Genomic DNA, 25,510 nt, shown 5'->3' with positions numbered 1-25,510 from the left:
ACGGTAGCCGACATGTTCGAGAATTTCGTTGTCCCTGATCTCCTGCCCGCCGCTCCGGAAATGTTTCTGGCAGCGATGGCCCTGGCCATTCTGATGATTGATCTCCTGGTCAAGGACAGTCGGCGCACCGTTACGTTTGCGCTGACTCAACTGACCCTGATTGGCTGTGCCGCCATTCAGTTCGGGACCAGTACCGGCGAAATCGTCTATACGTTCAGCAACATGTTCGTGGACGATTTGATGGCGGATCTGTTGAAGCTGTTCCTCTACATGACCGTGGTGATCGTGCTGTTCTACTCCCGGACCTACGTCATTGACCGCGAGTCGATGAACAAGGGCGAGTACTACGTGCTGACGCTGCTTGCCACGCTCGGCATGATGGTCATGATTTCGGCCAACCACTTCCTGACGATCTACATCGGTCTCGAACTTCTTTCGCTGTCGCTCTATGCGATGGTGGCAATGAACCGTGACTCGGTGGCCTCGACCGAGGCGGCCATGAAGTATTTTGTTCTTGGCGCCTTGGCCTCCGGCCTGCTGCTGTACGGCATGTCGATGATCTACGGGGCGACCGGCACGCTGGAAATTACCGCCATCGCCGAACGTCTGTATGGCGGCGGGGTTAACAAGACCGTGCTGGTTTTCGGTCTGGTCTTCCTGGTTTCCGGTCTGGCCTTCAAGCTCGGCGTGGTGCCGTTCCACATGTGGATTCCCGACGTCTACCACGGTGCGCCGACTTCTGTGACGCTGCTGATCGGCTCGGCCCCGAAGCTGGCGGCTTTCGCCATCGTCATGCGTTTGCTGGTCAATGGCCTGATCACCATGGCGGCCGACTGGCAGGCCATGCTGATCATCCTGTCGGTGTTGTCGATGGCCATCGGTAATCTGGCGGCCATCGCCCAGACCAACCTGAAGCGGATGCTCGCGTATTCGGCGATTTCCCACATGGGCTTCATGCTGCTCGGCATCACCACCGGCGTGGTCAGTGGCGACGCGCGCTATGCCCTCAATGCCTACAGTTCGGCGATGTTCTACGTGATCGCCTATGTGCTGATGAGCATGGGTACCTTCGGCATGATCCTGCTGATGGCCAAGGCCGGTTTCGAAGCCGACAACCTCGATGATTTCCGTGGTCTGAACAAGCGCAGCCCGTGGTTTGCCGGCATCATGCTGATGCTGATGTTCTCGATGGCCGGGGTGCCGTTCTTCATCGGTTTCTTCGCCAAGTTCTCGGTGCTGCAGGCCGTGGTCGCCGCCGGTTACATGTGGCTGGCCATCGTCGCCGTCTTCTTCTCGCTGATCGGCGCCTTCTACTACCTGCGCGTCGTCAAGCTGATGTACTTCGACGCGCCGGTCGACGAAACGCCGCTGACCGCTGGTTTGGACATGCGCATCCTGATTTCGGTCAACGGCCTGGCGGTCGCCTTCCTCGGCATCTTCCCGCAGGTCATCATGTCGCTGTGTGCCTACGCGCTGCTGCGTTCGCTCTGATGCAAGGCTGAACCATCGTTTGTAAACGCCCCGCTGGCCGGGGCGTTTTGCTTTTCGGAGATTGATATGTCGCACGACGCCCACCTGATTGAATCGGAGATTTCCAGCACCACGGTTTTCAAGGGTGCCCTGCTCGAGGTGCGCAAGGATCAGGTTCTGTTGCCCAATGGCAAGGAGTCGATCCGCGAATACATCGTGCATCCCGGCGCTGTGGTGGTGTTGGCCTTCCTGGAAAATGGCAACCTGCTTTTCGAACGGCAGTTTCGCTACCCGCTACGTCGGGTTTTCCTTGAGTTGCCGGCCGGGAAAATCGATCCAGGCGAGGCGATCATCGATACGGCGCGCCGCGAATTGCTTGAAGAGACGGGCTACACGGCCAGCGAATGGGAGTATCTCGGGGTAATGCACCCGTGCATCGGTTATTCCGACGAACGGATCGAGATATTCAGTGCCCGCGGCCTGCATCTGGCTGGCGAAAAGCAACTCGATCACAATGAATTTCTCGAAGTGGTCGAACTGTCGCCGGAAGCAGCCAGACAGGCGGTGTGGAGCGGCCAGATTACCGATGCGAAGACGGTCACCGCCTTGTTCTGGCTCGCCCGGCCTTGATTCTGGGCGAACGCGCCGGGGCGGTGCTGATCAAGCAATACTGCGGGTGGCGAGCACCTCGTCCACCCGGTTCTTCTCCATATCCATGATCTCGAAATGCCAGCCGGCCCAATCGAACGATTCGGTTTTCTTGGGAATCCGCCCGAGGTGAACGATGATGAAGCCGCCGACCGTGTGGTAGTTGCCGAGATCCTCTTCCGGCAACTCCTTGATGCCGAGCAGCACCTTCATCTCGTCGATGGCCAGCAAGCCGTCGAGTAACCAGCTGCCATCGGTTCGCTGAAGCGCCAGAGGCGTCTCGACCGCGCCGGAAAGAACATCGCCGACCACCGTGCCCATCAGGTCGGAGAGGGTCACCAGCCCTTCGGTAACGCCGAATTCGTTGGCGACCAGCGCCGATCGGGTCTGCTTTTCCTTGAAGAACTCGAGCAGGCCGATCAGCGACAGCGTCCCGGGAACATAGTGCGGCGGCATCGGCGACAGCTTGCCAAAATCGAGATTGTTGCCGTTCAGCAGTTCCTGCAGCAATTCCCGGCTTTTGACAAAACCCAGGGCGTTCGATATCCCGCCCTTGCACAGCAGAAAACGCGACACCGGGCGTTGTTGCAGTACTTTCAGGTTCTCTTCGCGCGGCAAGCTGAGGTCGAGGCAGGCGATGTCAGCCGCCGGGGTCATGATGCCGGCGACGCAGCGGTTATCCAGGCGAAAGACGTTGCCGAGAATTTCGCTCTCGGTCCGGTCGAGATTGCCTTCCTTGCGCCCGGCTTCGATCAGGAAACGGATTTCGTCGGAGGCGGTGGCCTCGGCGCTGCCTTTGAAGGGAAACAGCTGGAGTACCCCGTCGGCCGTTTTGGAAACCACGATGACCAGCGGGTGGGCGAGCTTGAGCAACAAGGTGATCAGGCCGGCCAGCGACTCGGCAAGGGCTTCCGGATGGGCCAGGGCCAGGCGCTTCGGGATTACTTCGCCGAAGACGATGGAAAAGAAAGTGATCACGGTGACGACCAAACCCAGCGCAATCGCGTAGGCCAAGCTATCGGCGACCGGCAGGATCTCGCCAATCGAGGCCTGCAGGCGGGGCACCCAGAGCGCTTCGCCATAGACCCCGGAGAGCATGGCAAGAGCGGTGATGCCGAGCTGCGTGGTGGCCAGCAGACGGCTGGCATGCTGGCGAAACCCGAGTACCGCCGCGGCTGCCGTCGAACCCTGTTCGGCGCGCATGGCGAGATGGGAAATGCGGCTGGCGCCGACGGCCATTTCAGCCATGGCCAGCACACCGCAACTGAGGATCAGTGCGACCAGAATCCAGATTTCCATACGGGCTTTCCTTCCGTCGATCGGGGCGGGGCGGAGCCATTGCCGGGCTGCGCCTCGCTCATCTCATTCTACCGGCAACGGAGGCGCCCGTTCTACCTCGACAGGCTGCGCATGGCCTGTTCCAGGCCGTCGATGGTCAGTGGAAACATCCGTTTGCCGATCAATTGCTGAATCATCTGTATCGACGGCGTGTAGCTCCAGTCGGCTTCCGGCAGGGGATTGAGCCAGGCGGCGTGGGCCCAGGTGGCGAGCAGGCGTTCCAGCCAGAGCGCGCCGGCCTCCTCGTTCCAGTGCTCGACGCTGCCGCCGGGGTAGGAAATTTCGTAAGGGCTCATGCTGGCATCGCCGACGAAAATCAGTTTGTAGTCGGGGCCGTAGGTGTGAATGACATCCCAGGTCGACAGTCTTTCATCATGGCGCCGCCGGTTGTCTTTCCATACGCCTTCATAGACGCAGTTGTGGAAATAGAAATGTTCCAGGTGCTTGAACTCGCTGCGGGCGGCCGAGAACAGCTCCTCGCAGGCGGCGATGTGGTCATCCATCGAGCCGCCGATGTCGAGGAAGAGCAGGACCTTGATGGCGTTGTGGCGCTCGGGGCGCAACTGCAGGTCGAGCCAGCCGCCGTTGCGGGCGGTGCCGGCGATGGTGCCGTCGAGATCGAGTTCGGTGGCGGCGCCTTTGCGCGCGAAGCGGCGCAGCCGGCGCAAGGCGACCTTGATGTTGCGGACGCCGAGATCGACGGTATCGTCGAGATTGCGGAATTCGCGCTGCTCCCAGACCTTGATCGCCGTCCGGTTGCCGACCGACTCGCCGCCGATGCGCACGCCTTCCGGGTGGTAGCCGCCATGACCAAACGGCGAGGTGCCGCCGGTGCCGATCCACTTGCTGCCGCCGGCATGGCGTTCCTTCTGCTCGGCCAGCCGCTGCTGCAGTTGCTCGAACAGTTTCTCGTAGCCGAGCTTCTCCAGCCGGGCCCGGTCCTCTTCCGACAGGTGGCGGCGGGCCGCCAGTTCCAGCCATTCTTCCGGGATCATCGTATCGAAGCCGGGCAGGGCCTCGATGCCCTGAAAGTATTCGCCGAAGGCCCGGTCGAAGCGGTCGTACAAGGCTTCGTCCTTGACCAGGATGGCCCGCGACAACAGGTAGAAATCATCCAGGCTGCCGCTGACCAGCCGTGCTTGCAGCGCTTCGAGCAGGGCCAGCAGCTCGCTGGTCGACACCGGCAACTGCCGGTTCTTCAGGTGCAAGAAGAAATCGACCAGCATTCAGCTCTTGCGGCGCGCCATGAAGGCCAGGCGTTCGAACAGATGCACGTCCTGTTCGTTCTTGAGCAGCGCGCCGTGCAGCGGCGGAATGGCATCCTTCGCTTCCTTGGCACGCAGCGCCTCGGGCGGGATGTCCTCGGCCAGCAGCAGTTTCAGCCAGTCGATCAATTCGCTGGTCGACGGTTTCTTCTTCAGGCCGGGCACTTCACGCAGCTCGAAGAAGACCTCCAGCGCTTCCTTCAGCAACTCGTGCTTGAGGGTCGGGAAATGCACGCCGACGATGCGCTGCATCGTCGTCCGGTCCGGGAACTTGATGTAATGGAAGAAGCAGCGGCGCAGAAAGGCATCGGGCAGCTCCTTCTCATTGTTCGAGGTGATGATGATCAACGGCCGATGCCTGGCCTTGATCGTCCGGTGCAGCTCGTAGCAATGGAACTCCATGCGGTCGAGCTCGCGCAGCAGGTCGTTGGGAAACTCGATGTCGGCTTTGTCGATTTCGTCGATCAGCACCACCGACGGCTGATCGCACTCGAAGGCCTGCCACAGCACGCCATGCACGATGTAATGGCCGATGTCCTCGACGCGCGGATCGCCGAGCTGCGAGTCGCGCAGCCGCGATACCGCGTCGTATTCGTAGAGCCCCTGCTGCGCCTTGGTGGTCGATTTGATGTGCCACTGGAAGAGCGGCATGCCGAGCGCGCTGGCCACTTCTTCGGCGAGCAGCGTCTTGCCGGTGCCCGGCTCGCCCTTGATCAGCAGCGGCCGCTGCAGCACCATCGCGGCATTGACCGCCATCGTCAGGTCGCCGGTGGCGACGTAAGTGTCCGTACCTTCAAATTTCATCGCTGCGCATCCCGGAGAAAGTCCACCGGCCACCGGTGGGAGCCTGCATCTTATCAGCAGTGAATCTCTGATTCCCGTGCCCCGCTTTGGTTTCTACGAAACGTCGGGAAGGTCACGCAGATCGGCCAAGGGAGTGACCCCGTAAGCATCGCAGAGCAGATGCGCCACCAGTTTGCCGGCAGCCTGCTGTGCCGTCGCCAGGTGGCCATCGCGCTTGAGTGCTTGGAAGCGTTCCAGCATCGGGAAACGCTCGGCCGAGGTGGCGCGGATTTCCGCCTGCATGTCGGTATCGACGACGCCCGGCGCCACGCTGCAGAACTTGAGGTTCGCCCGGCCGTCCAGCGCTACCGCGCGGGCATGCTGGTCGAGGACGGCCTTGGTTGCGTAATAGACGCTCCAGCCAGGGTAGGCGGTATGGGCTGCACCACTCTTAGACGGTGGAAAGGCGCACGGCAAGGACCATGACGGATGCCGGGGTCCTGTCGATCAGGTGCGCTTCGTCTTTGTCATGTACATCTAACCGGCCTGGACTTCCTTGTCGGCCAGTGCTTTCTCGATCCGCTGGTCGGGAATTAGCCAGATCAGTGCCACCAGTACGTACAGGCCTTGCGCCAACGATGGCGACCAGAAGGCCAGGAGTACGGCGAGGGCGTAGGCGGTCGGGGAAGATTTCCCTTTCCAGTCGCTGCCCAAGGCCATCTTCAGTAAAGAACTGTCGCCCTGAGAAGCGATGATGGTGCGCTGGAGCATTCGATAGGCCAGTGCCGCCATGAACAGCACCACGCCGTAGACAGCCGAGGGCATTGCGGCGAAGTGGTTCTCCCCCATCCAGCCGGTGACGAAGGGGAACAGCGATAGCCAGAACAACAGGTGCAGGTTGGCCCAGAGGATAGGCCCGGTAACACCACGCGCCGTATGCAGCATGTGGTGATGGTTATTCCAGTAGATGCCGACGTAGACGAAGCTCAGGACATAACTTAAAAACACCGGAATCAACGGAGCCAGAGCCTCGATCTCCTCGCCATGCGGTACTTTCAACTCAAGCACCATGATGGTGATGATGATGGCCAGTACGCCATCGCTGAATGCTTCCAAACGCCCCTTGCCCATCATCCACTCCCTTTATTCGCCGGCCGCGTTGTCGCAGAGACCGCGCCGGCGATGATTGGTGCCCGCCAAGAATGTCGAATGCTATCTGCTCAGGCGGCCGGTTCCTGCAGGCTGTGCCGTTTCAGTCGCCGGCCCACCTGTTCCATGCTGTTGAGCACGGCCTCCAGCTCCCGACTCATCGGGGTCAACGAGTATTCGACCTGGGGCGGATTGCTGGGCAGGACTTGCCGCTCAAGCAGGCCGTGTTGCTGCATGACGCGCAGGCGATTGGTCAGCACCTTGGTGGATACCCGCGTCAGATCGCGGCGCAAATCGCCAAAGCGGCGTGGGCCGGCGCGAAGGAACCACAGAATCTGGACGGTCCACGCCCCGGCCAGCAGGATGAGTACATCCTCTAGTGGGCAGTCGTGGGGTAGCGGGGGTTGGGTTGCGGGTTTGGGTCGTAAGGGCATGATCGATGGCTAATAGTTACCGGGAGGAACCTACTTTTAAAAAAAATTCATGCAACTAGACTTCCGACTCGCACTCACAACGAGTGTTCCATTCGCAAAGGAAAAAATTATGCCTCGCGCCACCCCGACCCCCGGAGCAAGCCTGCTGAACCCGACCAATCATCTGCTGATCATGATCGATCATCAGTCGCAGATGGCCTTTGCCACCAAGTCGATCGACCCGATCACGCTGCGCAACAACGCCGCGCTGGTCGCCAAGGCAGCACACGAATTCAAGGTTCCCACCATTCTCACTACAGTCGCGGAAAAATCCTTTTCCGGCCCGATGTTCGATGAAATCAAATCGGTCTTCCCCGACGCCAAGGTCATCGACCGGACGACGATGAACACCTGGGAAGACGCGCGGATTGCCGAGCGCGTCAATCAGATCGACAAGGCCAAGGTGGTGATTGCCGGCCTATGGACATCGGTCTGTATCGTCGGCCCGACGCTGTCGGCGCTCGATCAGGATTTCGAGGTCTATGTCATCGCCGATGCCTGTGGCGATGTCTCGGACGAAGCCCATCAACGTGCGATGGAACGCATGATCCAGGCCGGCGTCCGGCCGATGACGGCGCTGCAGTACTTGCTCGAGCTGCAACGCGACTGGGCGCGCGGCGAGACCTACGACCAGACGGTTGCCACCTCGATTGCCCATGGCGGCGGCTATGGCCTCGGCCTGATCTACGCCAAGTCGATGTTTGGCGGCGGCGAAGGCCATTGACCGCCGCGCGTCATCGTATCGCCACGTCCTGACCACAAATCACCTGTCGAGGTTGCCATGATTACCCTGCGCAAGAGTTCCGACCGCGGCCAAGCCGACCACGGCTGGCTGCACAGCCAGCACAGCTTTTCCTTTGCCGATTATTACGATCCGCAGCAGATGGGCTGGGGGCCGCTTCGCGTCATCAACGAGGATCGTGTCGAGCCCGGCCAGGGGTTCGGCACGCATGGCCACCGCGACATGGAGATCATCAGCTATGTGCTGGATGGCGAGTTGTCGCACAAGGACAGCATGGGCAACGGGACGGTGATCCGCCCCGGCGATGTGCAGCGGATGAGCGCCGGCGCCGGCGTCCAGCACAGCGAATTCAACCCTTCATCGGGCTCGCCGGTGCACTTTCTCCAGATCTGGATCGAGCCGGCGACCCGTGGCATCGCACCGAGCTACGAGCAGAAATTTTTCGCGCCGGATGACAAGCGTGGCCAGCTACGTCTGGTCGCCTCGCGGGACGGGCGGGCCGGCAGCGTCACCGTGCATCGCGATGCCGATCTCTATGCCAGTCTGCTGGCTCCCGACGAACAGGTAGGTCACCAGCTTGCTGCCGGTCGCATCGCCTACCTGCATGTGGTGCGTGGCGCGGTCCGCGTCAATGGCGTGCGACTCGAAACCGGCGATGCCGCCAAGATCGAGGCCGAGCAGGTGCTGGTGATCGCTTCCGAAGCAGCCTCGGAAGTGCTGTTGTTCGATCTGGATCAAGCCGTTTGAGGTCCGACGGCCGTCAAACCCGACATTGGAGGCAGCATGACGAGCATCAGCAACGATGCGGCGCAAGCCGATCTCATTCTCCACAATGGCCGGATCGCCACCAACGATCGGCAGCAGCCTTTCGTTGCCGCGTTGGCCATCCGCGATGGCCTGATCCAGGCGATAGGCGATGATGGCGAAATCATCGGTCATCGCGGCCCGCTGACCCAGGTCGTCGATCTCGGTCGGCGCACGGTAATCCCCGGACTCAACGACTCGCATTTGCACCTGATCCGCGGTGGCCTCAACTACAACCTGGAGCTGCGCTGGGACGGCGTCCCTTCACTCTCCCTGGCCTTGCAGATGCTTCGCGAGCAGGCCCGGCGTACGCCGCCGGGACAATGGGTCCGCGTCGTCGGCGGGTGGAGCGAATTCCAGTTTGCCGAACGCCGCCTGCCCACCCTCGACGAACTCAACGCCGCGGCGCCGGACACCCCCGTCTTCATCCTGCATCTCTATTGCCAGGCCATGCTCAACCAGGCAGCGCTGCGCGCCATCGGCTACACCAGCGATACCCACGATCCACCGGGTGGCATGATCGCCCGCGACAAGGCCGGTCATCCGACCGGGCTGTTGCTCGCCAAGCCGAATGCGATGATCCTCTATGCGACGCTGGCCAAGGGGCCGAAACTGCCGCTCGAGCACCAGATCAACTCGACCCGGCACTTCCTGCGCGAACTGAACCGGCTCGGCGTCACCAGTTGCATCGATGCCGGCGGCGGCTTCCAGAACTATCCGGACGATTATCAGGTAGTCGACGAACTGGATCGGCAAGGCGCATTGACGGTGCGTATCGCCTACAACCTGTTCACCCAGAAACCCAAGGAAGAGAAACAGGATTTCGCACGCTGGATGAAGATGACCGCGCCCGGCGCCGGCAGCGATTTCTATCGGAACAACGGCGCTGGCGAGATGCTGGTTTTTTCCGCTGCCGACTTCGAGGATTTTCTCGAGCCGCGTCCCGACCTGCCGGCCACCATGGAAGGCGAGCTCGCCGAGGTTGTCGGCCTGCTCGCCGCGAACAACTGGCCGTTCCGACTGCACGCCACCTATGACGAATCGATCAGCCGTTTTCTCGATGTGCTGGAGACAGTGCACCGCAACGTGCCGATCGACCGCCTTGGCTGGTTCTTCGATCACGCCGAGACGATCAGCGATCGCAATATCGAGCGCGTCAGCGCCCTCGGTGGCGGCATCGCTGTGCAGCACCGGATGGCCTTTCAGGGCGAGTATTTTGTCCAACGCTATGGCGCCAAGGCGGCTCAACGCACGCCGCCCATCCGCCGCATGCTCGAAATGGGCATCCCCGTCGGCGCCGGCACCGATGCCACCCGCGTCGCCAGCTACAACCCCTTCGCTGCGCTCTACTGGCTGGTCAGCGGTCGGACCTGCGGCGGCCTCGCGCTGTATCCGGCCAGCAATCGCTTGAGTCGGGAAGAAGCGCTTCGCCTGTATACCGTTGGCAGCGCCGGCTTCTCCGGCGAGGCGGACAAGAAAGGGCGCCTGACGGTCGGCCAGTTTGCCGATCTTTGCGTGCTTACGGCCGACTACTTCAGCGTCCCGGAAAGCGAAATCAAGGCGCTGGAATCGGTTTTGACCATCGTCGGTGGCAAGCCGGTTTACGCCACGCAGGAATTCCAGCGACTCGATCCGCCGGCTTTGCCGGTTTTGCCGGAGTGGTCGCCAGTCGCCCGTTTCGGTGGCTACGGCGCCCCGCTCATGCCGCATCACGCCAACGCCTTGGCGTCAGCGCCGCCATGCCAGGCCCATCGGCACGGGCCTCTGCATCAGCATGACGGGCTCGGCGGCTGCATGTGCTGGGCATTTTGAACGGGCTCGGAAGGCAAACCATGAGCAACGAACAAACCGCAATGCCCGGGCGCGGCGCAGCACCGGACACCAGCGTTACCCTGCTGATCCAGCAACGCGTTCGGCCCGACGCCATCGCCCGTTACGAGCAATGGTTGCGCACTATCGCCGCCAAGGCCGCCGAATATCCCGGGCACCAGGGCGTGCATATCATCCGCCCGCCAGCCGGCAACAACGAATATTCGATCCTGATTCGCTTTGCCAGCGGCGTCGATGCCGAGCGCTGGACTAGTTCGGCCGACCGCCGCAACCTGCTGGCCGAGATAGCCGATGCCTTCGAGCGTGACGACCAGTTTCGCATCCAGCCCGGCATCGAGTTCTGGTTCACGCCACCATTCCCGGCGCAGAAAAAGCCGGCGCCGTGGAAGCAGTGGCTGATTACCACCTCGGTAATCTGGCCACTGACCATGCTGATTCCCCCGCTTTTCACACCAGTGTTCGCAGCCGTGCCGGTCTTGGGGGCATGGGGGATAAGCCATGGCATCGTCGCCGCAACCATCGTCGCGTTGGTTGTCTTTCTGATCATGCCGCGTTACGTGCGCCTTGTTTCTCGCTGGCTATTCGAGTCGTGAAGCTTGTTGCACAGCCGGCGGGAACGGCGATTGACCGATTGTGCCAGCTCCCTGTAGCGCGTCCTTGGTGCCCAATGTTTCGTAGCACCTCGTGAATTCACCTTCCGCTTGGAGCCTTGTTATTCCATATGGTTCACGGCACGATGCGGGCATGAATACTCCTTCATAGCGTTGGGCCTCTCAGGTAACCACGTGACTACGCCGAGTTCTATCAGCCAATTTCTTGCACTTCAGCAGTCTGGAGTGCTCGGAGATTTTCGCGATGAAGCAACAACCTGTTTGATTGCGACAACATCCGCCCGCCTTGCGCAGCATTCCAAGATCTACGGTTGGTCAATTTCGCATCTGGGCGGTGTGCAACCCAAGTCGGCCTTGGTCGTACAAAAGCCTGGCTCGGTGCCTGAGTTATGGGTTCGTGCCAACTACCGAGGGTATCGCCGAGCATTTATTCGATTCCTTGAACAACAATATGGTCTTCGTGAAATCAGTATTCCAAAGTCGCTACAAGTGGATCATCTACAGCCATCTTCTCGCTTCAATGAAGGTAGCAACCACTACTTCGTGCGTCTCGCACTGGTAGAACGAAATATTAACGCGTCGTATGGCGCAGGCTTCGAGCGGCTGTTAAATGACCGAGAACGCGAGCGCAAGTTGGCTGGTGGCATTCATATGGACTGGATGGCCTATCTAAAGATCAGAGCTATTCGCCTTCCCGCCAAAGCTGGCGGCCAGGACTCCTGGAAAATATGGGCGTGGCGGTACGCAACATCTTTGGCGTCGGATGGGTTTGACACCATCCTTACATACGTAGGCCTTACCACTATGCTTAATCTGGCGTTCCGAGATACATGGCAACCACTTCCACCACATTCCTCATTCAGGGCTGAAGCTGAGGCTCACCCGTCCTATGTCTGCGTCCCACAACTGGCCGAGGCCTAGCACTGCCGCGCCGTATTCCCCGACCAGGAGTATTGGGTATCCAGATGACTTTCTCGTCGTGACGCCCAGCCTCTTATTCCACGGACCCTGTGCGAAAAGCCGTGCAGGCCGGTTGTTTTGAACCTCGGGCCGTAAAAGGAGCGCAGATGGTTTCCCCCGTACAAACCCCACAACCACCATATTTTGCCGTTATCTTTACATCCATCCGTGCTGACGGTGACAACGGCTACGGTGAAACGGCAAAACAAATGTTGGAGCTTGCCTCCGGGCAGCCTGGCTTCCTTGGCTTCGAAAGCGCGAGGCAAGAAATCGGAATTTCAGTTTCATATTGGGCGAGCCAGGAGGCGATAACTGCCTGGAAGGAAAACATCAGTCATCGCCACGCCCAAGGCCGAGCAAAGGACTGGTATCGCGCATTTCGTGTCCGGGTCTGTCGGGTCGAGCGCGACTATGGTTTCTGATTTGTTGGCCAATATTCCAATCTACCGAGTTCGCACCTGCGCGTATCCCAGCATGCTTCCTAAAAATATTTAGTCCTCAAGCTTGAGCGGCCCCTGGCCGGAATAGCGATCGAGTGCCAGATAGATGACCGGCGTGATGATCAGCGTGATCAGCTGCGAGAACAGCAGCCCGCCGACGACCGACAGCCCGAGCGGCTGGCGCAGTTCGGCGCCGGCCCCCAGGCCGAGGGCGATCGGCATGGCGCCCATCAGGGCGGCCGAGGTGGTCATCATGATCGGCCGGAAGCGCAACAGGCAGGCGGTGCGAATGGCCTCACGCGCCGCCATGCCGTGATTGCGCTGGGCGTCGAGGGCGAAGTCGATCATCATGATGGCGTTCTTCTTGACGATACCGATCAGCATCAGGATGCCGATCATCGCGATGATCGACATCTCCATGTTGAACAGCCAGAGCATCACCAGGGCGCCGACGGCGGCCGAGGGCAGGCCGGCGAGGATGGTCAGCGGGTGGATGTAACTCTCGTAGAGTACGCCGAGCAGTACGTAGATGACCAGCAGTGCGGCGACGATCAGCACGATCTGGCTGGCTTGCGAGGACTGGAAGGCGGCCGCGTCGCCGCCATAGCTGGTGAGGATGCTGGCCGGGAAGTTGAGCTCCTGCTTGTAGCGCTCGATCTGCTTGCTGGCATCGCCGAGCGCCGCGCCCGGCGCCAGATTGAAGCTTAGCGTCAGGGCTTCGAGCTGGCCGGAGTGATTGATCGAAATCGGGCCGACCTCGCGTTCGACCGTGGCCACGCTGGAGAGCGGCACCAGGGCGCCGCCTTTGGCCCGGATGAAGATCTTGCCGAAGGCGCTTTCGTCGGCACGATCGGGCGCGCTCAACTGCATGATCACCTGGTAGCTGTCGCTGGAGGTGTAGATTGTCGACACCTGACGCTCGCCGAAGGCGCTGTAGAGGGCGGTGCGGATGTCGGCAATCTGCAGGCCGAGCAGATTGGCCTTGTCGCGGTCGATGTTGAGCCGGGCCTGCAAGCCCTTGAGCTGGGCGTCGGTGGTCACGTCGCGAAACAGCGGATCGTCGCGCAACCTGGCCGACAGGCCGTCGGCGGCGAGCCGCAGGTCCTCGGCGCGCACGCTGCGCATGACGTACTGGTAGCGGCTCTTGCTCGGTCGCCCGCCCAGGCGCAGATTCTGGATCGGGTTGATGAACACGGTGGCGCCCGGGATCGCCTTCATTTCCTTGCGCAGGCTCTCGACCACCTTGTCGATATGCGGCCGCTCGCTGCGCGGCTTCAGGCTCATGAACAGGCGGCCGCTGTTGCTGTCGCTGGCATTGACGATCAAGGTGTCGACCGCCGGATTGGCGCGGATCACTTCGCCGGTCCGCTGCAGCAGTTCGGTCATCGCCGGGAAGGAAATGTCCTCGACGGCTTCGACGGTAATCAGCGCCTGGCCGATGTCCTCGTTCGGGAAAAAGCCCTTGGGTAGCAGGGCGAACAGCGCCCAGGTGGCAACCAGGGTGGCGAGGGCCAGGGCCAGCACCGTGCGGTTGTGGCGCAGCGACCAGTCGAGGGCGCCTTCGTAAAAGGCCAGTAGCCGCTCGAAGCCCCGCTCGAACCACGCCGTCCAGCGCATGCCGCGGCCTTCGGCCGCTTCGTGCTTGACGTAGCGGCTGGCCAGCATCGGGATCAAGGTCAGTGAGACGACCGCCGAGACCATCACCGCGATGCCGACGACGGCGGCAAATTCGTGGAAGAGCAGGCCGATGACGCCGGGCATGAAGAAGATCGGAATGAACACGGCAACCAGCGACAGCGAAATCGAGATGATGGTGAAGCTCATCTCGCGCGAGCCGGCCAGCGCCGCCTGCAAAGGCGGTTCGCCCTTCTCGATATGGCGGACGATGTTCTCCAGCATGACGATGGCGTCATCGACCACCAGGCCGACGGCCAGCGTGATGGCGAGCAGCGAGATGTTGTCGAGGCTGAAGCCGAATGCCCGCATCAAGGCCACCGTGCCGAGCAGCGAAATCGGCAGCGACAGCGCCGGAATCAGCGTCGCACTGGCCTTGCGCAGAAACAGGAAGATCACCAGCACGACCAGCGCAACGGTAACCGCCAAGGTGATCTGGACATCGTGGATCGAATCGCGAATCGACTGCGAGCGGTCGTTACGCAACTTGAGTTCGATCGATCCAGGCATCTGGGCGAGCAAGCCGGGCATCGCTGCGCGAATGGCATCGACCGTGCTCACCGTGTTGGCGCCCGGCTGGCGCATCACCGACAGCGTGATGGCGCGTTCGCCATTGGCCCAACTGGCGGTCTTCACCGATTCGACGCTGTCTTCGACTTCGGCGATGTCGGCCAGGCGGACCGGACGGCCGTCCGGCGAGGTGCTGACGATCAGCTTGGCAAAAGCCGCTGCGTTGTTGAGCTGGCGATTGGCCTGGATGGTCAGCGTCTGGCGGGGCCCGTCGAGCGTGCCGACCGGGGAATTGGCATTGGCGTTGCGCAGCGCGCCGGCGATGTCGTCGAGCGTCAGATTGCGGGCGGCCAGGGCGTCGGCATTGAGCGCCACGCGCACGGCGAATTTCTTCTGGCCGTTGATATTCACCTGGGCCACACCGGGCAGCGTGGACAAGGTCGGGGCAATCAGCAGGTCGGCAAAGCTGTTCAGCTCGGAAAGCGCCATCGACGGCGAGGTCAATGACAGGAAGATGATCGGCGAGTCGGCCGGGTTGACCTTGCGATAAGCCGGCGGCGTGGTCATTTCGACCGGCAGCGAGCGCTGCGCCCGGAGCAGTGCGGCCTGGACGTCGATCGAGGCGCTGTCGATGCTGCGGTCCTGGTCGAATTCCAGCGTGATCGCGGTATTGCCGAGGGTCGACGTCGAGTTGATCACCGCCAGGCCGGAAATCGTCGAGAACTGCCGTTCGAGCGGCGTTGCCACCGAAGAGGCCATGGTTTCCGGGCTGGCGCCGGGCAGCACGGCGGTGACCGAAATGGTCGGCGAGTCGTAGCTCGGCAGCGCGGCAATCGGGATGCTGCCATAGGCGATGATGCCGCCGACGACGGCCGATGCCGACAGCAGCACCGTCATGATCGGCCGCCGGATGCAGAGTTCGGAGAGATTCACGGCTTGCTCCGCGCACCTGGCGCCGGCGTCGTGCCCGCCTCGCGGACCAGGCTGCCGGCACGCAGGTTCTGGGCGCCTTCGAGCACGACCCGGGTGCCCGCCGCGACGCCTTCGACGACCGCCTGACCATCCTGGATCAGCAAGACGCGGATCGGCGTCGAGACGACCTTGCCGCCCTCGCCGATGACATAAAGAAACTTCTTCTCCGGGCCGGTCTGCACCGCCTGGGCCGGAACCGTCAGGGCTGCCTTGAGGATGCGCGGCGACAGGGCGACGGTAACGAACATGCCCGGCCACAGGCGGCCGTCGGCATTGGCGAAACCGGCCTTGAGGCGGATCGTGCCGCTGGCGGTATCGACGCTGTTATCAACGAAGACCAGTCGCCCCTCGCGCTGCTCTTCGCCGCCTTCCTCGAGTTGCGCGCTGACCGTCAGGCCGCCGCTCGCCAGCGCCTTTTGCAGCGCCGGCAATTCGCGCTCGGGCAAGGTGAAAGCGACATTGATCGGGTCGATCTGGGTGATGCTGACCAGGCCGGTGCCGGTCGATTGAACCAGACTGCCCGGATAGACTGTGATGGCGCCGGTGCGCCCGGCGATGGGGGCGACGATTTCGCCGTAGCCGCGCCCGACGCGGCTGGCATCGATGGCCGCCCGATCGGCCACGACCTGGGCGCGCAAACTGGCGACCTGGTTCTGCACGACATCGAAGGCGGATGGCGAGATGTAATTGCGCTCGAGCAGTTCGCGTTGCCGGCGCAGGTTGTTCTCGGCATTGGTCAGATCGGCCCGACTCTTGGCAAGCTGCGCTTCGGTTTGCCGGAGATTGGCGTCCTCGGTCCGCACATCGAGCGAAAACAGCCGCTCGCCCTGGCGGACGTACTGCCCTTCCTTGATATGCACGGTCTTGATCGTGGCGTTGATGCGCGGGCGCACGTCGACCGACTGCAGCGCGGTCACCGTGCCCTTGGCGCTCAGGCGAACCGGGATATCGGCTACCGCGACCAGCGTGCTCGTTACCGACACGACGCCGGGCCCAGCGGGCTTCGGCGCTTCGCCGCGCAGACGCCAGAACCAGAAGGCTGCGCCGACGACCAGCAAGATCACGACAACTACGGCAATCCGGCCACGCTTGCCGCCATCTTTTGCCACTTGCTGCTGGGGAACCAACGCCATTACCGATCCTCGATTGAGCCAGCCCCGAATTATCGAGCATTTGGGCCGGGAAACGCCCGGCTCAGGTGTTACGAAATGTGGTGGTGTGGCCCGAATGCCAGCCGGCGAAATCAATCACCGCCGGCGACTCGCCGCGTTTCAGGGACGGACGAGCTGTTGTACCGCGGCGTGCCGTGGGCAGGCCAGCAGATGGTCATTGACCATTCCCGAGGCTTGCATGAAGGCATAGCAGATGGTCGGCCCGACAAATTTGAAGCCGGCGCCCAGCAGGGCCTTGCTCATTGCAGCCGCCTGCACCGATTTGGCCGGCACCTCGGCCAGCGATTGCCAGTGGTTCTGGAGCGGCTTGCCGCCGACGAAGGCCCAGAGAAAGTCGCTGAACGACTGCCCGGCAGATTCAAGCGCCAGGTAGGCCTGGGCGTTCTGTATCGTCGCGGCCACTTTGGCGCGATTGCGGATGATGCCGGGGTCGGCCAATAGTTCGGCAACTTTCGCTGCCGTGTAGCCGGCAATCAACTCAGGTTCGAAGCCATCGAAGACCTGCCGGTAGTGTTCGCGCTTGTTCAGCACGGTCGACCAGGAAAGGCCGGCCTGCGCGCCTTCCAGAATCAGCAGTTCAAACAATGCGCGGTCGTCGTAGAGCGGAACGCCCCATTCCAGATCATGGTAGGCGCGGTAGAGGTCAGATCCCTCGGACCAGGGGCAGCGTTCCATTGCGGTAGCTCTCCGATAAGTTGATGAAGGCAGCGTATCGCCGCAGCAGGGAGCCTACAGGTTCTGGCCGGTAAGTGTCACTCCCGCGCCGGCGGGAATGACACTTGATTGACGCCAATCAGAGGTGGGTGATGACCGCTTCGGCCGGCAGCCGGGATTTCGGCAGCTTGGCGTTGAAATCCTCGTCGCTGTGGTAGCCGAGGCTGGCGATGACGACGCTGGTCAAGTCCTTGGCGGGCAGGCCGAGTTCTTCGTCGAGAATCCTGGCGTCGAAGCCTTCCATCGGGCAGGCGTCGATCTCCAGCGCGGCCGCACCGAGCAGCAGGGTGCCGAAGGCCAGGTAGAGCTGCTTTTGCATCCAGATCTGCGCATCCTTGTATTCATTGACATGCAGGTCGGCGTAGAAGCTGCGCGATTTGTGTTGGCCGGCCTTGGCTTCCGGCGTGGCGAAGCGGCCGTCCTGATCTTCCTGCTCGAGAACGGCCAGGAGATGCTTCTCGTCCAGCGTCTGGCGGGCGCAGAAGACGATGACGTGCGAGGCGTTCCGGATTTTCGGCTCGTTGTAGGCGTAGCTGCCCTGAGCCGCCTTGGCGATACGGGCCTTGCCGGCCTCGCTGCTGGCGATCACGAAATGCCAGGGTTGCGAATTGACCGAGGAGGGGGCGTAGCGCAACAGGGTTTCCAGCTGCGCGAAGAGCTCGGCCGGAATCTTGCGGGCCGGGTCGAACGCCTTGGTGGTCTTGCGGGTCGTGGCGAAATGGGAGAGGTTCATGGTGTTGTTTCCTGGCATGGTGAAATCGGAATTTTTCGAGGATGGGTCTGCCGCTCAGGCCACCGGGTTGAGCCGGACGATATCGACGCCCGTAACCTTGCCGTCGATGGCCGCCCCCAGCGCGGCGAAGTGCGCCGTCGCCATGTGGCGGACGAGCGTTGCATCGTCCTGCCAGCGTTCGATCATCACCAGGCGGTCGGGGTTGTCCTGGGCGACGTGCAGGTCGTATTGCAGGCAGCCGGTTTCGGCGCGGCTCGGGGCAAGGATAGCGAGCAGGGCCTGGCGGACTTCGGCCCGGTATTCGGATTTGGCGGTGATGGTGGCGACGACGCTGAGTGGCATGCGGAAATTCCGGTGGATGGACGATGGGCCAATGATGGCCGAATTCAACCTATTAAAAAACCCGTGTTTTGCTAATTTATTTTCAATTTAAATTTGAAAATAGCTGCCGCTGCTGCTTAGAATCCGATCATGAACCCCTTGCGCGATTTCGAGCTTTTCCTTCTGGTGGCCGACTACGGCAGCCTGTCGGCCGCGGCGCGCCGGCTCGACATTACGCCGGCCGCGGCGAGCGTGGCCTTGAAACGCCTGGAGGCCGAGGTCGGCGTGCAGCTTTTCCTGCGCTCGACACGCAGCTTGCGCCTGACCGATGAAGGGCAGATCTTCCTTGAACATTGTCGTCAGGCCATGCAACTGCTGGCCGACGGCCGGCAAGCGGCGCTGACCGGTTCGGCCGCCCTGCGTGGCGTGCTGCAACTGTCGATACCCTCCGATTTCGGGCGCAACGTCATGCTTGTCTGGCTCGACGAGTTCCAGGCCCGGCACCCGGAACTGACGCTCCGCCTGCTGCTCACCGACCGCAAGGCCGACATCTACCGGCAGCCGGTGGACCTGGCGTTTCGCTACGGCAACCTGCCGGATTCGGCGCTCGTCGCGCTGCCCATCGCTCCGCACAATCGCCGCATCCTGTGCGCCGCTCCGGCCTACATCGAGCGCCACGGCAGGCCGGAAAGCCCGTCCGACCTGGTGCGCCACAACTGCCTGTGCTTCCTGCTCGACGACTATGTCCATGACCGCTGGCGCTTCTTTCGCGGCGACCAGGAGTTGTCGGTGCAGGTCAAGGGCAACCGGATTTCAGATGATGGCGATGTGGCCCGGCGCTGGGCCATTGCCGGCCAGGGCATTGCCTACAAGTCGGCGCTCGATGTCGCGGCCGACCTGGCGGCCGGTCGCCTGATCCGGCTTTGCCCCGGGTTCGCCGGCGAGCTGGCGCCGCTGCATCTGCTGTGCGCCGACCGCCGGCAGATCAGCCCGGTGGTCAGGGCCTTGAGCGAGTTCGTCGCCGAACGTTGCCAGCAGTTGCTGGCCGACGTGGGGCTTTGATCGTCAGGTCTTTCGCGCGGCAATTTCGGCCGCCCGCAGAATGCTGGCCGGCACGCCGCCGATTCCCCAGCGGTCGGGATGAACCTGATCGATCTGCATCCTGATCCGCTGCTTGTCGACATCGAGAACCCGGGCGGTGATCTCGGTCAGCGCGGCGATCAGGCGATGGTGCTGGTCGGCGCTGCGCCCCTCGAGCAAGACCATCTTGATGAACGGCATTTCGCTGCTCCGGCGGGGTTGTTGCTGCAGCACTTCGCTGGCCGGCACGCCGCAAATGCCCCATAGGTCGGGATCGACCTCGGTCACCCAGACTTCCAGGCGATCCGTCGGGGCATTGAGAATCTCGGCGATGGCGGCGGAAGCCTCGCGTACCCAGTTTTTCAGGCTGGGGCGCGGGTGACCGGCGAGGACGTGGATATTGGCAACGGGCATGGGTTTCTCCTTGGTTCAGGGCAGGCCGCGCCGACGGCCGGCATCGAGCATCAGGCAGGAGCCGGTCATCGCATCGGCTTCCCGGTCGAGCAGCAGGGCAACGGCCCAGGCCACCTGTTCCGGGGTGGTCAGCGCGCCGAGCGAGGATTCGGCGCGCAATTCGTCGAGCACATCGTCCACCGCGCAGCCGCGCTGCTCGGCGCGACTGGCGGCGACGCGGTGCAGGCGTTCGGTGTCGGCCGGGCCGGGCGCGATGGTGTGGGCGGTGATGCCGCGGGCGCCGTAGGCCAGGCTGAGCTGGCGCACCGCGTTGAGAATGGCGGCGTTGGCGACGCCGGCTGCGGCGGCATAGGCTGTCGGTTCCAGGCCGTAATGGCCGCCGATGGCGACAATGCGCGAGCCGGCGCCGAGTTGCTCATCCACCGCGCGGACCAGACGCAACAGGCCGCCGACCTTGATATTGACGGCATCGACCAGCGATTCGGTCGGCGCCGTCAGGATGCCGCCGGCAACGGCCACGCCGGGGCCATGGACGACCATGCGGACCGGCTTGTCGATTGCCGCCTTGATCGCCGCAATCGCCGTATCGGCGGCGATGTTGGCAACGCAGGCGCGGACGCCGGGCTGTTCGGCGGCGAGCGCCAGCAGGCTGTCGGCCGAGCGAGCGACAGCGACGACGCCGAGCCCGGCCGCCAACAGGCGGCGACCGATGGCGTTGCCGAAGGCACCCGTGGCGCCGACCAGCACGGCGATTTCCGGGCATTCTGCAAAGGGTTTCATCTGTTTCTTGCTCCGATGCTCAGCCGCGCTTGCCGGGCAGGCGCGGGTTGCGGGAAGGCTGTCGCTCAGGTCACGACGGTGAGGAAGGTTTCGTGCAGCTTGCGCTGCGGGTAGTCCAGCCCGCCGCCGCTGCCCAGACCGTCGAAACTCCAGGTGGTCGGCTCGTAATCGGGGTAGGGCTGGTAGCCGCCCATAAACGTCTCGAAACGGTTGCCGGACGGGTCCCAGGCGTAGATCGTGCAGCCCCGGGTTATGCCGTGCCGGGTCGGGCCGATGTCGATGGGCACCTGGTTCATCGACAGGATGTCGCTGGCCCGCAGCACCTCTTCCCAGCTGTCGAGCAGGAAGGAGAGGTGATGCAGCTTGCCGGGTTCCGGGTGTTCGACGAAGGCGATGTCATGCACCTTGTGCGAGCAGGATAGCCAGATGGCGGCGTTGTTCTCGTTGTCCGGCGTCAGCACGCGTTCGACCAGATAGAAGTCGAGTACTTCGGTGAAAATCTTCTGCACTGCGGCGATGTTCGGGCCGTAGAGCAGGCAGTGGTCGAGGCGAACCGGGGCGATGCCGTTTTCCGAAGCCTTGGTCCACGGCGCCGGATTAAGCATCTGCAGGCCGTTGCCGACCGCCTGCTTTTCGGCGTAGAGCTCGATCAGGTGGCCGGAGGGAATCTCGAAGCGGACGCGTTCGCCGGTCGCCAGCATTTCGCCGGCCGGGATGCGTTCGGTGGCCAGGCCGTAGGCGCGCAGGTCGGCCTCCATTTTGTCCAGCGTCGCCTTGTCGCGCACCTTGAAGCCGAAGAAATCGAGGCCGGCCCGCTCGGCCTGGCGCAGCACGACGCTGTTGTGGTCGCGCTCGTCCCAGCATTTCAGATAAACGCGACCCTGCGCATCGCGCCCGGTTTCCACCAGACCCATGATGTCGCGGTAGTGGTGCACCGCCGCCTCGAGATCGAGCACCCGGATGGCACCGTGTCCGGGCCGCAAAACTCCTGTCATTGCCATTGTCTACTCCTTTGGTTATTGAAATTGGCCATTCGTCGATGGCTTGTCGGTGATTTGAAACGCTTGGCTCAATAAGAACCGGGAACGCCGGTCGCTGTCGCGTCCGGCTTGTAAATGCGGCACAGCGCCGTAGTGGCCGCCGTCAGCAGCAGCGCATCGACGCCGACCGCGACAAAACGGGCGCCGGCCTGCATGTAGCGGTCGTTCAGTGTCTTGTCGCTGCACAGCACGCCACCGGCCAGGCCGGCAGCCCGGACGCGCTGCAGGCCGTGCTCGATGGCGGCGACGATTTCCGGATGCGTCGACTGGCCGAGATAGCCGTAGGAAGCGGCCAGGTCGGCCGAGCCGAAAAACACGCCGTCGACGCCATCGACCGCGAGGATTGCGTCCAGCTGTTCGTAGCCGGCCCGCGTCTCGACCTGGACCAGCAGGCACATCTGTTCATTGGCCAGCTGGGCGTAATTTTCGATGCGCCCCCAGCGCGAGGCGCGGGCCAGCGCGCTGCCGACGCCGCGAATGCCGGCCGGCGGATAGCGCATGGCCTCGACCAGCCCGCGCGCCTGGGCGGCGGATTCGACCATCGGGATGAGCAGCGTCTGGACGCCGGTTTCGAGCAACTGCTTGATCAGCACATGGTCGCCCTGCGGTGGCCGGACCACCGCCTGCGAGGCATAGGGGGCAATGGCCTGCAACTGCGCGAGGATGCTGCGCAGATCGTTCGGGCCATGTTCGGCATCGATCAACAACCAGTCGAAACCGGCGCCGGCACATATCTCGGCACTGAACGTCTCGCCCAGCCCGAGCCACAACCCGAACTGATTGCGCCCGGCCCGCAAGGCGGCCTTGAACTGGTTGAACGGTATTTGCATCGCAATTCACCTGAAGAAAGATCGGCCCACCAAGCGGCAGCACCGGGGTTCAGGTCAATTAAACGTGAGGCGGGGGATACCGTCCAATACCATTGAAATGGGTGGGTGATACGGGAAAGGTATTGCCGGGAATCGGCTAGTGGCAATCCTTCTGGAAACCGCTTCGTACCCGCCACGGTCTCTGTCCGTATGATTGTTGATTGATAAGGAGACGCGCATCGGATAATCTCCATGTCATTCAAAAGCTTAAGAGCGATTCAATGGTGTCCGTATTGTTGGCAATGACCCGGACGTTTTTGTGCGTGAATAACTGTTAGCAACTATGCAAATCACCATCGATCTCACCGGTTTCCTTGCGATTTGGGGCGCAGTCCTGTCAACCATTGCCATCGGATGGGATGTTTATAAATGGCGAACATCAGGGCCGCAACTTTCAATGAGGCTCATGACAGGAATGGAGGCGTATAACTTTCCAGAATACGAGGGAAAGACGCTTATTGTGGTTGTAGTCACAAATCGAGGTGATCGACCAACAACAATTACGCACCTTGCCTTGGCTTACTACGATTCTTGGTGGAAAGCGATGCTGCGCAAGAAAGCCTCCGCTAGTGGTTGGATTGCTACCCCAAGCACAACTCAACGAGTGCCATTCGAGTTAAAGCCCGGCGTCGAATGGAGTGGCATGATTGAACAGAATGCAGAGTTGGAAACTTGGGCACATGATGGGTGGTTGTACGCAACTCTCTATCATTCGCACGATAAAAAACCAATACGTCACCGCATCGTCCTCGAAAAGCAGAAGACCGAATGATCAGTGTCGTTCTTTGTGTTTTTTGGCTCTCAAGAAACACCTCCCAAGTGATTGATTCAAATGACTGACTCAAGCGGGCTGTTCGGAAGCAACCAAACCCAAAGGGGTCAGAGTGATTTGGATTTTCAATTCACTCCAACCCCTTTGTCGCCTCTACGTTATGCCTCATAGGTACACGCCATGCGCCAAGCTGACATAGCTGTCATTCACCTCAAATCTATCCCTGCTGAGCTTTTTGCGGGCTTTGCCGAATCCGTTTCCTCTGAGAAGTTGAATCTTCAGATTCAGTCACGCGAAGATGGTGGTGCGTTTGCCGCCCTGGAGTGGCTTCTTCCCACGGCAGTTATCGTTTACATAGGTAAGTCGTATTTCGACGGCTTTCTGAAGGAAATGGGGAAAGATCATTACAGCCTACTGAAGGCTGGATTGAAGAAACTTCAAGCCAAGCTATTCGGGTCGTCTGCGCCCCAGATCACGTTGTTTGGTTCCGCCGGAAAGATATCTAAGGAGCAACCATATTCTCTTGTCTTCTCAATCGTCGCCGAAGCGGAGTCCGGCATCACGTTCAAGCTTCTCGTCCATGCCGACGTTTCAGAAGGGGAATACGAAGAGACTATTGCCGCGTTCTTGGAGTTCTTGGCTTCCTTCCATGCGAACTCGCTAGACGCGCCCATGGTCGAGAGCCTTAATGCGTCAAGGGTTGTCGGCCGCACGTTGCTACTTGCGTTCAACAGAGAAGCCAAGGCAATCGAACCAGTCGATCCCGTTCCCAAGAGAGGGCCACCAAATGAAGCATAAAACCAAAGGGTCAGAGTGATTTGGATTTCAATTTGCTCAGCTCCCTTTGTCGCCTTATTTTGGCGTTGCCTTCCGCATCCCGCCAAAGAGGAACTGAAAGCAAACTTTCTGAGAGAGTTTTTCTACACCTTCGTTAGGCCGTGACCGAATCTATCCACCTCGGTAAGGAAATTTTCACAATGGACATCCCCCGGATATTCAATATCACTGAGAGCGCTCACCGCATCCACAACCCGATCACACCCGAAAAGCTTGCCACTCTCGGCGCAGCGCTGCGTCTGGAATCGGGGGCGCGGGTGCTCGACTTCGGCAGCGGTTCGGGGGAGATGCTGTGCACCTGGGCACGCGATCACGGCGTCATCGGCACCGGCATCGACATGAGCCAGTTGTTCACCGAGCAAGCGAAACTCCGTGCTAAAGAACTCGGCGTCGCCGATCAAGTCAAGTTCATCCATGGCGATGCTACCGGCTACGTTTTTGACGAGAAGGTCAGTGTGGCCGCCTGTGTCGGTGCCACCTGGATTGCCGGTGGCGTCGCCGGCACTATCGAGCTTCTGGCGCGGAGCCTGCGCAGCGGCGGGATCATCCTCATCGGCGAGCCCTACTGGCGGCAGGTGCCGCCGACGGAAGAGGTTGCCAAGGGGTGTCTTGCCAACTCAGTCTCCGACTTTCTGATGCTTCCGGAACTTCTTGCGTCTTTCGGCCGCCTTGGCTGTGACGTCGTTGAAATGGTTCTGGCTGACCAAGACGGCTGGGACAGATACGAGGCGGCCAAATGGCTCACGATGCGTCGCTGGCTTGAAGCCAATCCCGACGACGAGTTGGTCGACGAGGTTCGCGCCCAACTGACCTCGGAACCCGAGCGCTACGCCGCTTACACGCGTGAATACCTGGGCTGGGGTGTGTTCGCGCTGATGCCGCGGTGAGGCGTTGGCGCATCCGGTAGATTGCCAACAGTTGGTGGCTCGGATGGGACTTCTGCTTCCGAACAGTCGGCTGGTCGATTAGCTGAGTATTTCTTCGACCGATTACCTTGGCCGATTTCCCAAAGAGGAAATTATTCAGCTGGATGATGCGCCGTCGCGGCTGGGTTTTTGGATTGAATTTCTCGGTCTGGCGCTGCTTGCTGTCAGCAAATTCTTGGTAAC

Annotated in this window: 27 protein-coding genes; 12 read left to right on the top strand and 15 right to left on the bottom strand. The window is 61.6% G+C overall.

The features are described 5' to 3' along the window. Positions 1-12: 12 nt before the first annotated feature. Positions 13-1,491: an NADH-quinone oxidoreductase subunit NuoN gene (nuoN, locus tag KI611_RS17215; RefSeq protein WP_226416879.1), complete on the top strand. Its 1,479-nt coding sequence runs from the start codon at positions 13-15 to the stop codon at positions 1,489-1,491. 66 nt (positions 1,492-1,557) lie between these two features. Then, on the top strand, positions 1,558-2,100 hold the full coding sequence (locus KI611_RS17210) for an NUDIX domain-containing protein (RefSeq protein ID WP_226416878.1): 543 nt from the start codon (positions 1,558-1,560) through the stop codon (positions 2,098-2,100). A 30-nt stretch (positions 2,101-2,130) separates the two neighbouring features. Here KI611_RS17210 and KI611_RS17205 read toward each other — a convergent pair whose 3' ends face one another. The 6 genes from KI611_RS17205 to KI611_RS17180 form a co-directional block, all read right to left on the bottom strand. After that, complete coding sequence (locus KI611_RS17205) at positions 2,131-3,417, bottom strand: hemolysin family protein (protein ID WP_226416877.1); 1,287 nt, start codon at positions 3,415-3,417, stop codon at positions 2,131-2,133. A 92-nt stretch (positions 3,418-3,509) separates the two neighbouring features. Further along, complete coding sequence (locus KI611_RS17200; RefSeq protein ID WP_226416876.1) at positions 3,510-4,682, bottom strand: vWA domain-containing protein; 1,173 nt, start codon at positions 4,680-4,682, stop codon at positions 3,510-3,512. Next, positions 4,683-5,525, bottom strand: coding sequence for an AAA family ATPase (locus KI611_RS17195; protein ID WP_226416875.1), 843 nt, complete (start codon positions 5,523-5,525; stop codon positions 4,683-4,685). It abuts the gene before it with no gap. Positions 5,526-5,618: 93 nt separating this feature from the next. Continuing rightward, positions 5,619-5,981, bottom strand: a complete 363-nt coding sequence (locus tag KI611_RS17190; RefSeq protein ID WP_226416874.1) for an SDR family NAD(P)-dependent oxidoreductase — start codon at positions 5,979-5,981, stop codon at positions 5,619-5,621. A gap of 60 nt (positions 5,982-6,041) precedes the next feature. Beyond that, complete coding sequence (locus KI611_RS17185) at positions 6,042-6,620, bottom strand: TMEM175 family protein (protein WP_264180074.1); 579 nt, start codon at positions 6,618-6,620, stop codon at positions 6,042-6,044. Positions 6,621-6,724: 104 nt separating this feature from the next. After that, a complete protein-coding gene (locus tag KI611_RS17180; RefSeq protein ID WP_226416872.1) occupies positions 6,725-7,087 on the bottom strand; it encodes a winged helix-turn-helix transcriptional regulator in 363 nt (120 codons plus the stop codon). Between the two features lie 109 nt (positions 7,088-7,196). On the opposite strand from KI611_RS17180, the gene KI611_RS17175 reads away from it, so the two are divergent. The 6 genes from KI611_RS17175 (at position 7,197) to KI611_RS17150 (ending at position 12,495) form a co-directional block, all read left to right on the top strand. Continuing rightward, positions 7,197-7,850, top strand: coding sequence for a hydrolase (locus KI611_RS17175; RefSeq protein WP_226416871.1), 654 nt, complete (start codon positions 7,197-7,199; stop codon positions 7,848-7,850). A gap of 57 nt (positions 7,851-7,907) precedes the next feature. Next, positions 7,908-8,615: a pirin family protein gene (locus KI611_RS17170; RefSeq protein ID WP_226416870.1), complete on the top strand. Its 708-nt coding sequence runs from the start codon at positions 7,908-7,910 to the stop codon at positions 8,613-8,615. A 36-nt stretch (positions 8,616-8,651) separates the two neighbouring features. After that, positions 8,652-10,484, top strand: a complete 1,833-nt coding sequence (locus tag KI611_RS17165; protein WP_226416869.1) for an amidohydrolase — start codon at positions 8,652-8,654, stop codon at positions 10,482-10,484. Positions 10,485-10,504: 20 nt separating this feature from the next. Continuing rightward, positions 10,505-11,095: an antibiotic biosynthesis monooxygenase gene (locus tag KI611_RS17160; RefSeq protein ID WP_226416868.1), complete on the top strand. Its 591-nt coding sequence runs from the start codon at positions 10,505-10,507 to the stop codon at positions 11,093-11,095. 192 nt (positions 11,096-11,287) lie between these two features. Next, complete coding sequence (locus tag KI611_RS17155) at positions 11,288-12,034, top strand: hypothetical protein (protein WP_226416867.1); 747 nt, start codon at positions 11,288-11,290, stop codon at positions 12,032-12,034. 146 nt (positions 12,035-12,180) lie between these two features. Then, complete coding sequence (locus KI611_RS17150; RefSeq protein WP_226416866.1) at positions 12,181-12,495, top strand: antibiotic biosynthesis monooxygenase family protein; 315 nt, start codon at positions 12,181-12,183, stop codon at positions 12,493-12,495. Positions 12,496-12,564: 69 nt separating this feature from the next. Here the strand turns inward: KI611_RS17150 and KI611_RS17145 are convergent, their stop codons facing one another. From KI611_RS17145 to KI611_RS17125, 5 genes are all read right to left on the bottom strand, one after another. After that, positions 12,565-15,630 carry an efflux RND transporter permease subunit gene (locus KI611_RS17145; RefSeq protein WP_226416865.1) on the bottom strand — a complete coding sequence of 1,022 codons (3,066 nt, stop codon included), beginning with the start codon at positions 15,628-15,630 and terminating at the stop codon, positions 12,565-12,567. Continuing rightward, positions 15,627-16,802 (bottom strand): efflux RND transporter periplasmic adaptor subunit, encoded by a 1,176-nt coding sequence (locus KI611_RS17140; protein WP_226416864.1) that lies wholly within the window; start codon positions 16,800-16,802, stop codon positions 15,627-15,629. The genes KI611_RS17145 and KI611_RS17140 overlap by 4 nt, the downstream gene beginning before the upstream one ends. Before the next feature lie 138 nt (positions 16,803-16,940). Next, positions 16,941-17,516, bottom strand: coding sequence for a DNA-3-methyladenine glycosylase I (locus tag KI611_RS17135; protein ID WP_226416863.1), 576 nt, complete (start codon positions 17,514-17,516; stop codon positions 16,941-16,943). Positions 17,517-17,634: 118 nt separating this feature from the next. Beyond that, positions 17,635-18,288: an oxygen-insensitive NAD(P)H nitroreductase gene (nfsB, locus tag KI611_RS17130; protein WP_226416862.1), complete on the bottom strand. Its 654-nt coding sequence runs from the start codon at positions 18,286-18,288 to the stop codon at positions 17,635-17,637. A gap of 54 nt (positions 18,289-18,342) precedes the next feature. Next, positions 18,343-18,630 (bottom strand): putative quinol monooxygenase, encoded by a 288-nt coding sequence (locus tag KI611_RS17125; RefSeq protein WP_226416861.1) that lies wholly within the window; start codon positions 18,628-18,630, stop codon positions 18,343-18,345. Between the two features lie 129 nt (positions 18,631-18,759). Between KI611_RS17125 and KI611_RS17120 the strand changes: the two genes are divergently transcribed. Then, entirely contained in the window at positions 18,760-19,671 is a 912-nt protein-coding gene (locus KI611_RS17120; protein ID WP_226416860.1) for a LysR family transcriptional regulator, read from the top strand. Between the two features lie 3 nt (positions 19,672-19,674). Here KI611_RS17120 and KI611_RS17115 read toward each other — a convergent pair whose 3' ends face one another. The 4 genes from KI611_RS17115 to hpaI form a co-directional block, all read right to left on the bottom strand. Next, on the bottom strand, positions 19,675-20,103 hold the full coding sequence (locus tag KI611_RS17115; protein WP_226416859.1) for a tautomerase family protein: 429 nt from the start codon (positions 20,101-20,103) through the stop codon (positions 19,675-19,677). 15 nt (positions 20,104-20,118) lie between these two features. Beyond that, on the bottom strand, positions 20,119-20,883 hold the full coding sequence (locus KI611_RS17110) for an SDR family NAD(P)-dependent oxidoreductase (RefSeq protein ID WP_226416858.1): 765 nt from the start codon (positions 20,881-20,883) through the stop codon (positions 20,119-20,121). 65 nt (positions 20,884-20,948) lie between these two features. Further along, positions 20,949-21,884, bottom strand: coding sequence for a catechol 2,3-dioxygenase (locus KI611_RS17105; protein ID WP_226416857.1), 936 nt, complete (start codon positions 21,882-21,884; stop codon positions 20,949-20,951). Between the two features lie 68 nt (positions 21,885-21,952). Then, positions 21,953-22,753 carry a 4-hydroxy-2-oxoheptanedioate aldolase gene (gene hpaI, locus KI611_RS17100; RefSeq protein WP_226416856.1) on the bottom strand — a complete coding sequence of 267 codons (801 nt, stop codon included), beginning with the start codon at positions 22,751-22,753 and terminating at the stop codon, positions 21,953-21,955. 322 nt (positions 22,754-23,075) lie between these two features. Between hpaI and KI611_RS17095 the strand changes: the two genes are divergently transcribed. The 3 genes from KI611_RS17095 (at position 23,076) to KI611_RS17085 (ending at position 25,288) form a co-directional block, all read left to right on the top strand. Continuing rightward, positions 23,076-23,564 carry a hypothetical protein gene (locus tag KI611_RS17095; RefSeq protein WP_226416855.1) on the top strand — a complete coding sequence of 163 codons (489 nt, stop codon included), beginning with the start codon at positions 23,076-23,078 and terminating at the stop codon, positions 23,562-23,564. 180 nt (positions 23,565-23,744) lie between these two features. Beyond that, positions 23,745-24,362, top strand: a complete 618-nt coding sequence (locus KI611_RS17090; protein ID WP_226416854.1) for a hypothetical protein — start codon at positions 23,745-23,747, stop codon at positions 24,360-24,362. 179 nt (positions 24,363-24,541) lie between these two features. Beyond that, the gene (locus KI611_RS17085) at positions 24,542-25,288 is read left to right on the top strand and encodes an SAM-dependent methyltransferase (RefSeq protein ID WP_226416853.1); all 747 of its coding nucleotides are present in this window, start codon (positions 24,542-24,544) and stop codon (positions 25,286-25,288) included. Positions 25,289-25,510 lie beyond the last annotated feature (222 nt).

This window comes from Dechloromonas denitrificans, from assembly GCF_020510685.1.
Taxonomy (GTDB): Bacteria; Pseudomonadota; Gammaproteobacteria; order Burkholderiales; family Rhodocyclaceae; genus Azonexus; species Azonexus denitrificans_A.
This window is presented reverse-complemented; position numbering and strand designations above follow the sequence as displayed.